13 protein-coding genes, 1 riboswitch and 2 other annotated features are annotated in these 13,356 nt (G+C 32.9%); all 13 genes read left to right on the forward strand.

The window, feature by feature from the left end; all coding sequences use genetic code 11:
• Positions 1 to 5 precede the first annotated feature (5 nt).
• The 13 genes from mutM to ACP7BT_RS00925 all read left to right on the forward strand — a co-directional run bounded on the left by mutM (position 6) and on the right by ACP7BT_RS00925 (position 13,322).
• A complete protein-coding gene (gene mutM, locus ACP7BT_RS00865) occupies positions 6 to 878 on the forward strand; it encodes a bifunctional DNA-formamidopyrimidine glycosylase/DNA-(apurinic or apyrimidinic site) lyase (RefSeq protein WP_002483055.1) in 873 nt (290 codons plus the stop codon).
• Positions 879 to 893: 15 nt separating this feature from the next.
• Positions 894 to 1,514 carry a dephospho-CoA kinase gene (gene coaE, locus ACP7BT_RS00870; protein WP_069822051.1) on the forward strand — a complete coding sequence of 207 codons (621 nt, stop codon included), beginning with the start codon at positions 894 to 896 and terminating at the stop codon, positions 1,512 to 1,514.
• 272 nt (positions 1,515 to 1,786) lie between these two features.
• Positions 1,787 to 2,812, forward strand: coding sequence for a type I glyceraldehyde-3-phosphate dehydrogenase (gene gap / locus ACP7BT_RS00875; protein WP_069825908.1), 1,026 nt, complete (start codon positions 1,787 to 1,789; stop codon positions 2,810 to 2,812).
• Positions 2,813 to 3,081: 269 nt separating this feature from the next.
• On the forward strand, positions 3,082 to 3,552 hold the full coding sequence (gene nrdR / locus ACP7BT_RS00880; protein WP_011302921.1) for a transcriptional regulator NrdR: 471 nt from the start codon (positions 3,082 to 3,084) through the stop codon (positions 3,550 to 3,552).
• Positions 3,552 to 4,925 (forward strand): replication initiation and membrane attachment family protein, encoded by a 1,374-nt coding sequence (locus ACP7BT_RS00885; RefSeq protein WP_426303712.1) that lies wholly within the window; start codon positions 3,552 to 3,554, stop codon positions 4,923 to 4,925. The genes nrdR and ACP7BT_RS00885 overlap by 1 nt, the downstream gene beginning before the upstream one ends.
• Positions 4,922 to 5,845 carry a primosomal protein DnaI gene (gene dnaI / locus ACP7BT_RS00890; protein ID WP_002483060.1) on the forward strand — a complete coding sequence of 308 codons (924 nt, stop codon included), beginning with the start codon at positions 4,922 to 4,924 and terminating at the stop codon, positions 5,843 to 5,845. Before ACP7BT_RS00885 ends, dnaI begins: the two co-directional genes overlap by 4 nt.
• 47 nt (positions 5,846 to 5,892) lie before the next feature.
• Positions 5,893 to 6,107, forward strand: a binding site (T-box leader).
• Between the two features lie 89 nt (positions 6,108 to 6,196).
• On the forward strand, positions 6,197 to 8,134 hold the full coding sequence (gene thrS / locus ACP7BT_RS00895) for a threonine--tRNA ligase (RefSeq protein WP_194379308.1): 1,938 nt from the start codon (positions 6,197 to 6,199) through the stop codon (positions 8,132 to 8,134).
• A 58-nt stretch (positions 8,135 to 8,192) separates the two neighbouring features.
• A riboswitch (Lysine riboswitch) is annotated at positions 8,193 to 8,365 on the forward strand.
• A 211-nt stretch (positions 8,366 to 8,576) separates the two neighbouring features.
• Positions 8,577 to 10,067, forward strand: a complete 1,491-nt coding sequence (locus tag ACP7BT_RS00900) for an amino acid permease (protein WP_002483062.1) — start codon at positions 8,577 to 8,579, stop codon at positions 10,065 to 10,067.
• 60 nt (positions 10,068 to 10,127) lie between these two features.
• Positions 10,128 to 10,257: a sequence feature (ribosomal protein L20 leader region), on the forward strand.
• Between the two features lie 23 nt (positions 10,258 to 10,280).
• Positions 10,281 to 10,808: a translation initiation factor IF-3 gene (gene infC, locus ACP7BT_RS00905; protein ID WP_002483063.1), complete on the forward strand. Its 528-nt coding sequence runs from the start codon at positions 10,281 to 10,283 to the stop codon at positions 10,806 to 10,808.
• Between the two features lie 28 nt (positions 10,809 to 10,836).
• Positions 10,837 to 11,037, forward strand: coding sequence for a 50S ribosomal protein L35 (rpmI, locus tag ACP7BT_RS00910; RefSeq protein WP_002483064.1), 201 nt, complete (start codon positions 10,837 to 10,839; stop codon positions 11,035 to 11,037).
• A gap of 51 nt (positions 11,038 to 11,088) precedes the next feature.
• Positions 11,089 to 11,445, forward strand: a complete 357-nt coding sequence (rplT, locus tag ACP7BT_RS00915) for a 50S ribosomal protein L20 (protein ID WP_002483065.1) — start codon at positions 11,089 to 11,091, stop codon at positions 11,443 to 11,445.
• Positions 11,446 to 11,771: 326 nt separating this feature from the next.
• Positions 11,772 to 12,383, forward strand: coding sequence for an NUDIX domain-containing protein (locus ACP7BT_RS00920; RefSeq protein WP_426303713.1), 612 nt, complete (start codon positions 11,772 to 11,774; stop codon positions 12,381 to 12,383).
• 12 nt (positions 12,384 to 12,395) lie between these two features.
• Positions 12,396 to 13,322 carry a hypothetical protein gene (locus ACP7BT_RS00925; protein ID WP_041079991.1) on the forward strand — a complete coding sequence of 309 codons (927 nt, stop codon included), beginning with the start codon at positions 12,396 to 12,398 and terminating at the stop codon, positions 13,320 to 13,322.
• The last annotated feature ends 34 nt before the right edge of the window (positions 13,323 to 13,356 follow it).

Below are 13,356 nucleotides of genomic sequence, written 5' to 3' on the forward strand. Positions count from 1 at the left end.
AACAAGTGCCTGAATTACCTGAAGTAGAACATGTAACAAGAGGCATTAAGCCATTTGTAAAAGGGCAAAAAATAGAATCTATTCTCTTTTCTGATAAAGTACAAGAAGGAAAAGCGAATCATAGAGAAACCATTATTAAAGGTATGGAGCTTGATACTTTTAAACGATTCACTAGGCTTTATACGATTGTTGATATTGAGCGAAGAAGTAAGTATATTGTCTTCTATTTAGAAAAAGATGGAGATAAGCGAATTCTAATAAGTCATTTAGGTATGGCTGGTGGATTTTTTGTCGTAGATAAGCTTGAAGATATTAGTGTGCCAAATTATCGCAAACACTGGCATGTCATATTTAAATTAGATAATGACAAATTACTTGTGTATTCAGATATTAGACGCTTTGGTGAAATTAGAAACGTTGCTTCATTTGAAGCTTACCCATCATTTTTAGAAATTGCCCCAGAACCTTTTGAAAAAGAAGCTATGGCACATTATTTGGCTTGGTTTGATAAAAAGTTATATCAAAATAAACCAATCAAACAAATGATTCTAGACCACCGTGTCATATCAGGATGTGGAAATATATATGCTTGCGAGGCATTATTTAGATCAGGTATTCATCCAGCTAGATTACCAAAAGATTTAAATCATCAGGAACGAGAAATGTTATTCTATTATGTTCGAGAAGTACTGGAAGCGGGTATAAAATATGGTGGAACAAGCATTTCAGATTACCGTCATGCTGATGGTAGTACAGGTACAATGCAGCAACACCTAAACGTATATAAACAAAAAGTTTGTAAAGTTTGTGGCGATGACATTGCAACACAAGTAATTGCAACGAGAAATAGTCATTTTTGTCCAACTTGTCAACAATAAAGGAAGAGTGAGAATATGCCGAAAGTTATAGGACTAACTGGTGGTATCGCATCAGGTAAATCTACGGTATCAGAACTATTAAGTGCACATGGTTTTAAAATCGTAGATGCAGATATTGCATCACGTCAAGCAGTAGAAAAAGGTACAAAAGGCCTAGAACGTGTGAAAGAAGCCTTTGGTGAGCAAGCTATTGATGAAAATGGTGAAATGAATAGAGCTTATGTAGGCGAAGTAGTATTTAATCAACCTGAAAAGAGATTAGAATTAAATGAAATCGTACATCCTATTGTGCGAGAAATTATGGAAAAAGAAAAAGCACAATACTTAAGCGAAGGTTATCATGTCATTATGGATATTCCATTATTATTTGAGAATAATTTACAAGATACTGTCGATGAAGTCTGGTTAGTATATACTTCAGAAAGTATACAAATCGATAGATTGATGGAACGAAATAATATTTCAATGGAAGAAGCGAAAGCACGTGTTTATAGTCAAATTTCTATAGATAAAAAACGTAGAATGGCAGACCGTGAAATAGATAATCGTGATACAAAATTAGAACTAAAACAAAATTTAGAAAATTTATTATTAGAAGAAGGCTATATAGAGAGTCATTCTGAAGATGTACTTTAATAAAAGTGATTACAACCACCCAATTATCTTTGATAATTGGGTGGTTTTTATATAAGAGACGTTCTAATAACTTAAGTGTTTTTATTATTAATATTTAAGGAAATACATAAGTGAGAATAGGATATATACGAAAATCTTACTGATTAATATTAGAAAACATAAAAGCCTTAATGCTAAAGTTTTTAAATTTATTATAGAAAACGCTTTCCTAAATAAATATTTATGTTATACTATTTCCATAAAGTATAACACTAAGACGAGGGGTGCTTCGAATGACGACAAATATAGCAATTAACGGAATGGGTAGAATAGGTAGAATGGTGTTGAGAATCGCACTAAAAAATAAAGATTTAAATGTAGTTGCGATAAATGCGAGTTACCCACCGGAAACAATTGCACATCTAATAAATTATGATACAACACATGGCGTTTATGATTTTAAAGTAGAGCCAATAGAATCGGGAATTAAAGTTGATGATCACGAAATTCAATTAGTTTCTGATAGAAATCCTGAAAATTTACCATGGAAGCAATTAGATATAGATGTTGCAATAGAAGCAACAGGTAAATTTAACCATGGAGATAAAGCGATAGCACATATTAAAGCTGGTGCTAAAAAAGTATTGTTAACAGGTCCATCTAAGGGTGGAGATGTACAAATGATTGTCAAAGGCGTTAATAATGACCAATTAGATATTGAGAAATATGATATTTTTAGCAACGCTTCATGTACTACAAACTGTATCGGTCCGGTTGCAAAGGTGTTAAATGATCAATTTGGTATCCAAAATGGCTTGATGACAACTGTACATGCCATTACCAATGACCAAAATAATATTGATAATCCACATAAAGATTTAAGACGTGCACGTTCATGTAATGAAAGTATTATTCCAACTTCAACTGGTGCTGCTAAAGCATTGAAAGAAGTATTGCCAGAATTAGAAGGGAAATTACATGGAATGGCTTTACGAGTACCTACAAAAAATGTATCACTCGTTGATTTAGTAGTTGATTTAAATGAAAATGTAACAGCAGCACAAGTGAACGAAGCTTTTGAAGCGAATGATTTACAAGGTGTCATTTCTACCGAAGATGCACCACTCGTTTCAATGGACTTTAACACGAATCCACATTCGGCCATTATCGATACACAAAGTACAATGGTAATAGGAGATAATAAAGTTAAAGTAATTGCATGGTATGACAATGAATGGGGCTATTCTAATAGAGTAGTTGATGTTGCCACACAAATTGGACAATTACTTAAAAACGATGTTGCAGCTGTAGCAAATTAATTTTCAAAAATAGCGATTACAAATTTTAAAAATAATTATCTAAAACGTTTCGTAACATAGTTGTTAATTTATAAACTATATTACGAGGCGTTTTTAATTTTATTATTATTTCTTCGTTAATATTAGCTTTAAAGTTAATAAATCTTAATTATACGGCGTTTCTTTTGAATTATGCTATACGATATAGATATAGTGTAATAGCGAATCTTTTGTGACTTGCATATTTATAGTATAATGTAAGGTAATCAAAAAGAGAGGGTGATAATTCGATGAAATGCCCGAAATGTAATTCGACTCATTCTCGTGTTGTGGACTCTAGACATGCAGATGAAGTTAATGCGATTCGACGTAGAAGAGAATGTGAAGAGTGTGAAACAAGGTTCACTACTTTTGAACATATAGAAAAAAGACCACTCATCGTAGTTAAAAAAGACGGTACACGTGAGCAATTTTTACGAGAAAAAATATTAAATGGTTTAGTTCGTTCATGTGAGAAAAGACCAGTACGATATGAACAATTAGAAGACATTACAAATAATGTCGAATGGAAATTACGTGATGAGGGTCGTGCTGAAATTTCATCAAGAGAAATTGGTGAACATGTTATGAATTTATTGATGCATGTAGATCAAGTATCGTATGTAAGATTTGCATCTGTATACAAGGAATTTAAGGATGTAGACCAGTTACTACAATCTATGCAAGGTATTTTAGCTGAAAATAAACGGAGTGATTCTTAATGGGGTTACAATCCTACGATTATGGTTTGAGACCACATGATAATTTCAATGTTGTTCGTGATTTTAATTTAAATAATAACCATTTAGAAATATTAAATAGATTGTTTACGCCCATGATTGGTATGAATGCGATTGGTTTATATCATTACTTGAATCAATTTGCGGAAGTTGGTTCTGATACTGTTTTAACTCACTATATTATAATGAGTGAATTAAAAATAAATTTGTTGGAATTCAGAAAAGAAATGGATTTGTTAGAAGGTACAGGCCTTGTTAAATCATATGTTAATCACAGTGCGCAACATTCATCGTTTATTTATGATTTGATTCAACCACCTTCTGCGAAACAATTTTTTAACGACCCTATGTTATCTGTTTATTTATATAGTGAGGTAAGTAAACAACGTTATCAACAACTCAAACGGCATTTCGAGAGTGATAAGCGTATTGATTATTGTCAATATCAAGATGTGACTCGTACGTTCACTGATGTATTTAAAGTGCCAAATAAAACGGTGGAAAATGATGGTATAGAAATAAAAGAAACAGCATATACTGGTTTAAACTTAAGTCAAGTTCAGTTTGATTTTGAGACACTTTACGATTTATTACAAAGCCATTTTATAAGTACAAAAATAATTGATAAAGATGCTAAAATATTAATCACACAAATTGCTACATTATATGGATTGACACCTGAAGCAATGAAACGCATCATATTAAAATCCATCACAAGTGCACAAGAATTGTCATTTGAAGAATTGCGTAAACATGCAAGAACGTATTATTTAATGGAGCATGAACAACAATTGCCTACACTAAACGTTAAAACAGAAGCGGATAGTGAAACTAAACTAGAGAATCAACCAGTGGAAACTGAAAGTGAAAATGATAGTTGGCTTAAACAATTGGAGGAAACAAGTCCTATTGATATGCTTGCATCATGGTCAGAGTCTGAACCAACTACCCAACAAAAATATATGATTGAAGAACTGATTGAACGTGAACATTTATCATTTGGCGTTATTAATATTCTATTGCAGTTTGTAATGTTAAAAGAAGATATGAAGCTGCCTAAATCCTATATATTTGAGATTGCATCTAATTGGAAGAAAAAAGGCATTAAAACAGCAGAACAAGCATATCAATACGCCGTGAAAGTAAATCAGCCTAAGAAAGAAAACCAATCTAATAAACGTAATTATAAACAGAAACAATTAGCTTCCAGAGAAATGACACCAAAATGGTTAGAAGAACGCGACAATAAGCAATCGAATGAACCATCCAAAGATGAAGATGATGAGAAATTAAAAAAAGATAGAGAACAATTTCTTAATCAATTAAAAAATAGATGGAAGGAGGACAATAAATGAAATCTTTCAACCATATTATGGGTGAATCAAATGATTTATCAAAACGCATCGAAAAAATCAAAAAAGATGTCGTCAATGATCCAGACGTCAAACAATTTTTAGAGAAACATAAGTCCGAATTGACCAATGCAATGATTGATGAAGATTTAAATATTTTGCAAGAATATAAAGACCAAGAAAAGCATTATGATGGTCATGCTTATAAAGATTGTCCCAATTTTGTTAAAGGACACATACCTGAATTGTACATTGAAAATAATCATATAAAGATTCGCTATTTACCTTGTCCTTGCAAAATCAAGCATGATGAAGAAAAGTTTAATGCACATTTGATTACATCCCATCACATGCAACGCGACACACTAGATGCTAAGTTGGAAGATATTTATATGGACAGAAGAGATAGATTAGATGTTGCTATGGCTGCAAACCAAATCTGCGACAAAATTACAAATCACGAATCGCAAGTGAAAGGTTTATATCTACACGGGCCATTTGGAACGGGGAAATCTTTTATATTAGGTGCTATAGCGAATCAATTGAAAACTGAAAAAATACCATCGACCATTGTTTATTTACCAGAGTTTATTCGTTCGTTAAAAGGCGGATTTAAAGACGGTAGTTTTGAGTCTAAACTTCAAAGAGTCAGAGAAGCGAATATACTCATGTTGGATGATATTGGTGCTGAAGAAATTACACCATGGGCAAGAGACGAAGTCATTGGCCCGCTCTTACATTATAGAATGGTTCAAGAACTGCCAACTTTCTTCAGTTCAAATTTAAGTTTCGAAGAATTAGAATATCATCTTTCAGTTACGAGAGACGGCACTGAAAAGACAAAAGCTGCCAGAATTATGGAGCGAATTAAAACACTTTCTATACCGTATTATCTAGAAGGAAAAAATTACCGGAATGATTGAAATTTGAAATAAATGTTGTATAATATAATTAAATCTAAATCTTACGAAATAATACGGAGACAAGATGAATAAATGGATACCTCACAGAGAACCAATGTTTGTTGAGAATTGGTAGGTATATTTATTGATTACTACTTCGTCAATGATGTTGTAATAAACATCCGGCTCAAGACCGTTATCTTATGTAGAGTGAAGTTATTATGCAATATTTTTGTTGAATAACTTTAATTTAGGGTGGTACCACGAAGACCTCGTCCCTTTTTTGGGATGAGGTCTTTTTGTGTTTTTGAGTAGTAACATAGGGTGATTCGTAAAGGTTTAAGAGCTTGAAAAAAATAGGAGGAATGTGACATGGATCAAATTAAAATTAAATTTCCAGACGGTAATACAAAGGAATTTGACAAAGGAACAACAACTGAAGATATCGCACAATCCATCAGCCCAGGATTAAGAAAAAAAGCTGTGGCAGGTAAGTTGAATGGACAATTAATTGATTTAACTAGACCTATTGAAAGTGATGGAGATATTGAAATCGTGACACCTGGTTCAGATGAAGCGTTGGAAGTTTTACGTCATTCTACAGCACATTTAATGGCGCAAGCATTAAAACGTTTGTATGGTGAGGTTCATTTTGGTGTTGGACCTGTTATTGAAGGTGGTTTCTACTATGACTTTGATATGGAAGAAAGTATCTCATCGGATGATTTTGAAAAAATTGAAAAAACAATGAAACAAATTGTGAACGAAAATTATCCAATTGAGCGCAAAGTTGTGTCACGTAATGAAGCAAAAGCTTTTTTCTCAGATGATCCGTATAAACAAGAATTAATTGATGCGATTCCAGAAGATGAAAATGTGACATTGTATACACAAGGAGAATTTACTGATTTATGTCGTGGGGTCCATGTACCATCAACTTCAAAAATTAAAGAATTCAAATTGTTATCAACTGCGGGTGCTTATTGGCGTGGCGATAGCAATAATAAAATGTTGCAACGTATCTATGGTACAGCTTTCTTTGATAAAAAAGATTTAAAAGCCCATTTGCAAATGCTTGAAGAAAGAAAAGAACGTGACCATCGTAAAATTGGTAAAGAGTTAGAACTCTTTTCTAATAATCCGTTAGTAGGCGCAGGTTTACCACTATGGTTGCCTAATGGTGCAACAATCCGTCGTGAAATTGAACGTTATATCGTAGATAAAGAAGTGAGTATGGGTTACGATCACGTTTATACACCAGTAATGGCAAACGTTGATTTATATAAAACATCTGGACACTGGGATCATTATCAAGAAGATATGTTCCCGACAATGAAATTAGATGAATATGAAGAAATGGTATTAAGACCGATGAACTGTCCACACCATATGATGATTTATGCTAATAAACCTCATTCATATCGTGAACTACCAATTAGAATTGCTGAACTTGGTACAATGCACCGTTATGAAGCGAGTGGTGCGGTTTCAGGATTGCAACGTGTTCGTGGTATGACTTTAAATGATGCGCATATTTTTGTTCGTCCAGATCAAATCAAAGAAGAGTTTAAACGCGTAGTTAATTTAATTATAGATGTTTATAATGACTTTAATTTTGAGAATTATAGCTTCCGTTTAAGTTATAGAGATCCAGAAGATAAAGAGAAATACTTTGATGACGATGATATGTGGATTAAAGCTGAAAGCATGTTAAAAGAAGCGGTTGATGAACTAGGATTAGACTATGAAGAAGCCATCGGTGAAGCGGCATTCTATGGTCCTAAACTAGATGTACAAGTTCAAACAGCGATGGGTAAAGAAGAAACTTTATCTACAGCGCAACTTGATTTCTTATTACCACAAAAATTTGAATTGACTTATATAGGTAATGACGGCGAACAGCATAGACCAGTAGTTATTCACCGTGGTGTTGTATCAACTATGGAACGTTTCGTAGCGTTCTTAACGGAAGAAACTAAAGGTGCCTTTCCAACTTGGTTAGCACCAAAACAAGTAGAAATTATTCCAGTTAATGTTGACTTACATTATGATTATGCAAGACTTATTCAAGATGAACTAAAATCTCAAGGTGTACGTGTAGAGATTGATGATCGTAATGAAAAGATGGGTTATAAAATTAGAGAAGCACAAATGCAAAAAATCCCATATCAACTAGTCGTTGGTGACAAAGAAGTTGAAAACAAAGAAGTAAATGTTAGAAAATATGGTTCCCAAGATCAAGAAACGCTTGAAAAAGGTGAATTCATTTGGAACTTAGTTGATGAAATCAGATTGAAAAAACAAAGATAGTCTTGAAACTATTGTTAAAATCATGTATATTACAGTTTAGTGAGTAATAAAAAATTAAATTTGAGTTAGAGGTTGCGTTTTTAAAGAGTAATGATTCAGAAGCCAGATGGGGCGTATGTTGAATGCATGAAAGGTGAAAATGCCGAAACCTGTATTGACCATTCACAATACAGGTTGGGACAGTTATCGAAAGAAACTGGACTGTCACATATGTGATGTGCTACCTATATAAATGCTATTATTAAAATGGTTGCATATCTAATGGGTATGCAACCATTTTGTTTTGGTTGAATGATTATTGAAAATACATTAACGGGATAGAGCGAAAATATAAAGTCATGTGTAATGGATGTACTGAACACAGATGACAATGTTTTACTATAAACGTATTGGATTAATCATATAGAAAGTTAGCCTCTAAATTTAAAGAAAGGGAGCTTCTATGGCAAATCAAGAAAATCAAAACACTGGGATTAAAAGAGGGTTGAAAGATCGTCATATTTCCATGATTGCTATTGGGGGTTGTATTGGAACAGGACTATTCATGACTTCCGGTGGTGCGATTCACGATGCTGGTGCACTTGGTGCACTTTTAGCATATGCAATCATTGGAGCAATGGTCTTCTTCCTTATGACTTCATTAGGAGAGATGGCGACATACTTACCTGTATCTGGATCGTTTAGTACATATGCTACACGCTTTGTAGATCCTTCATTAGGATTTGCGTTGGGATGGAACTACTGGTTTAACTGGGTCATTACTGTTGCTGCCGATGTTACAATAGCTGCGCAAGTTATACAATATTGGACGCCGTTATCTGGTATTCCAGCTTGGAGTTGGAGTTGTCTCTTTTTAATTATTATTTTTGGACTTAATGCATTATCTGTAAGAGTTTATGGCGAAAGTGAATATTGGTTCGCGTTAATTAAAGTAGTTACTGTGATTATTTTCATTGCAATTGGTCTATTAACGATTCTAGGTATTATGGGAGGAGAATTTGTAGGCTTTGATACATTTACTAAAGGCGGTGGACCTATTTTAGGTGACGGTCTTGGAGGTAGTTTACTTACTATTTTAGGTGTGTTCTTAGTGGCAGGTTTCTCATTCCAAGGTACAGAATTAATTGGTATTACTGCTGGTGAATCTGAAAATCCAGAACGCGCAGTTCCAAAAGCAATTAAACAAGTATTTTGGAGAATATTAATCTTTTATATACTTGCTATATTTGTAATCGGTATGCTAATACCTTACGATAGTTCAGCGTTAATGGGCGGCGGAGATGATATTTCTACTTCACCATTTACATTAGTATTCCAAAATGCAGGCTTAGCATTTGCTGCATCATTCATGAATGCAGTCATTTTAACTTCAGTGCTTTCTGCAGGTAACTCAGGTATGTATGCTTCAACTAGAATGCTTTATTCAATGAGTAAAGATAAACTGGCATACCCTATATTTGGTAAAACAAATAAAAGCGGTGTTCCTTATGTATCTTTAATCGTTACAGCAATTATAGTTATAGGCATATTTATATTGCAACACTTGAGTGGTGATGCATATGAATATATCGTAGCTGCGAGTGGTATGACTGGTTTCATCGCATGGGTAGGTATAGCTGTGAGTCATTATAGATTTAGAAAAGCATTTGATAAACAAGATTATGATAAATCTAAATTGAAATACAAAGCGAAATTATTCCCATTTGGACCTATATTTGCTGGTATCTTGTGTGTGTTAGTCATTATTGGACAAGATGTAGATTTTATTAAAACAGGTGACTTTGACCTTAACAGGTTTGTTATCACTTATATGGGAATTCCAGTATTCTTGGCGTTCTTCATTTATCATAAAGTGAGATATAAAACGAAAATGGTCCCATTAGAAAAAGTGAACTTACGACAAGATGTTGATATGGAAGAAATTAATAAATAATAAAAAAGCTATTGACTTGTATATGTATTATTGATAAGATAGGTAACGTTGAATACGAAACGAACCAAGTAGAAGCTCCCGCTTCTCACCTGTTGCGACGCTATAGGCAGTTGGCAGGTCTTATATATACATGTTAATTTCATGTGTAGAGAAGAGCGGGTATATTATATACTCGCTCTTTTTGCTTGGGATAATTTCGTAAAAATCTTGGAGGTGTCAACCATAGCAAAAGATCAAACTCAAGTTAACGAAAAGATTCGTGCAAAAGAACTACGCTTAATCGGTCAAGACGGAGAACAAATTGGTGTTAAAACTAAAAATGAAGCTCTAGAAATGGCGGAACGCGTTGGTTTAGATGTAGTCATTATGGCTCCAAACGCTAAACCACCTGTTGCTAGAATTATGGATTACGGTAAATACAAATTTGAACAACAGAAAAAAGAAAAAGAAATGAAAAAGAAACAAAAAACAATCAACCTTAAAGAAATTCGTTTAAGTCCAACAATTGAGGAACACGATTTCCAAACGAAATTGAAAAATGGACGTAAGTTCTTAGAAAAAGGCGATAAATGTAAAGTTTCAATTCGTTTCAGAGGTCGTGCAATTACGCATAAAGAAATTGGTCAACGTGTATTAGAAAAATTTGCAGAACAATGCAAAGACATCGCTACAGTTGAACAAAGACCTAAAATGGATGGACGTCAAATGTTCATCATGTTAAGTCCAATTAACGAAAAATAATAATCGATATTACAGGAGGAAATGAATCATGCCTAAAATGAAAACACACCGTGGAGCAGCTAAACGTGTTAAAAGAACTGGTTCAGGTAAATTAAAACGTTCTAGAGCTTTCACATCTCACTTATTTGCAAACAAGAGTACTAAACAAAAACGTAAATTACGTAAAGCTTCATTAGTAAGCAAATCAGATATGAAACGTGTAAAACAATTATTAGCTTATAAAAAATAATTAACGATATAAAAAAGATAAGATCGAACATATTTAGAGGAGGAATTTATTATGCCACGAGTTAAAGGTGGAACAGTAACAAGAGCGCGTCGTAAAAAGACGATTAAATTAGCTAAAGGTTACTTCGGTTCAAAACGTACATTATATAAAGTAGCAAAACAACAAGTTATGAAATCAGGTCAATATGCATTCCGTGACCGTCGTCAAAGAAAACGTGATTTCCGTAAATTATGGATTACACGTATCAATGCAGCAGCTCGTCAACATGACATGAGCTATTCAAGATTAATGAATGGTTTGAAAAAAGCTGAAATTGATATCAACCGTAAAATGCTTTCTGAAATTGCAATTTCAGATGAAAAAGCTTTTGGTGAATTAGTAGCTAAAGCAAAAGATGCTTTAAAATAATAATCAAGTAGAGTCTGGGACATGAATTATTGTCTCAGACTCTTTGTCATATAGGACAAAAGATGGTTGAAATGCAATCTCTATATTGGAGATCATTTATGTTTATCGATTCGTTTCAATTTAATTCTAGAAAAGTTAAACAATGAAAATTCAACTTTTCTCTTGTTGTCTTAAATTTAATGAATGAGATTAAAATACATAGCAAATTAATTTTTGTAATTTCTAAAGTTATATTAACAATCTACAATATGATTTTGAATAATCATTTTGATAAATAACTACGGTTTGATAAAATAATGAAGAAGTCATATATGAAGGAGAAACTAATGTCTAAATTTGATGAAATGATAACAGTAGTTCCAAGAACAATTTTATTTGATAATGAAAAAAATAAATTTAATGGTTTCTTAGATAAAAATACTACAAAAGGTCAAGATATTTTTGACACACTTTCAAAATATGAGATAAAACTACGCGGTGATATGGAAGAAGACCCATCATACAAACAATTAATTTCATATTGTATATTAGAAAATGAACATGATGAAATTTTAGTTTATGAACGTTTGTCTGGTGGTGGAGAGGCACGTTTACATGGTCAGTCGTCAATCGGTGTTGGTGGTCATATGAATGATGTTAAGGGTGCTGAATCTATAAATGAAGTGTTGAGAGTTAACGCTCAAAGAGAATTAAAAGAAGAAGTTGGTTTATCGGATAGTAAGTCTCAGAATTTAGCTTACATCGGTTTCATCAATGATGACACGAATGAGGTAGGCGAAGTACATCTAGGTGTTGTCTTTAAAATCAATGTAAATAGCAATGATGTAGAATCAAAAGAAACCGACACATTGAGAATAAAATGGGTAGATCAAAGTAAAATTGATAACTATGATGAATTTGAATCATGGAGCGCTTTAATATTACAAGCTAAACAGTAGGGGTGTATAAAGATGTCCGATGTCATTCCTTTTCCTCGATCAAAAGAAAAACTGATTAGAGAAATTAAGCAATCGTTTAATAGCAATGATTTAGAGCAAATGTATCAATTGTTTGAAGACTTTGAAGAACACTTCGAATTAGATGAACAAATGGCTTTATTAAAATGTTCGATGTTATATAATATGCAGCATTTTCTAGAATTACGTGAAGAGGCCATTATTTTACTTAAACAAGGAACGACAAAGTATGATGATTTAATGGTTTATTATGTGAAAAGTTTAAACGGCTTGGGACAGTATTTTGAAGTAGTAGAAGTCATCAATCAAATTATAGATGAAGTTAATGACCATAGAACTAGAATGGAATTGTTCCCGATTAAAGAATATGCAATGAGTCAAATAGATAGTCATAATGAACATGCTACCAAAATGCTACAAAATTTCGACTCAATTTCACTTCGTGATCAAATTAATACGATACTTACATTAATTGATTATAGTCAGTTCAGCTATAAAAATACGGTTGTGAATATTATTGAGCATGTTACTCTCGCACCTAATGTGTTAAGTATCATGCTTGAATATTTACGTTTTGCAGAATATGATCAAGAGATAGATATAATAAAATACAATTTTGACATGTCTGTTATACCTAGCAAATTACCAGGATTAGAGCATACGGAATTTAAACTTAACATCATTCCAAATGTGATTCAGCACATTGAAGAAGATGCTGCGCAATTGATAGAAGAAGCGCTTCATTTAATGAATAATCATGCCATTTTATTTTATCCATTGGATATTGAGCGAATCGCTCATATAGATGTTTGGGTTGAGGCATATACGAATTACTTTAAAGCGATGATAGGTTTAGAATCTTTAGATGAGTCTAATGCGGCCATTCAATTTATTACTGAAATAGATAAATTGAATAATTAATCATTTGTATTTCGGGTAATTGTAAAAAATAGTG

Origin of the sequence: Staphylococcus sp. Y174-1 (assembly GCF_049897865.1) — a bacterium.
GTDB lineage: Bacteria > Bacillota > Bacilli > Staphylococcales > Staphylococcaceae > Staphylococcus > Staphylococcus saprophyticus.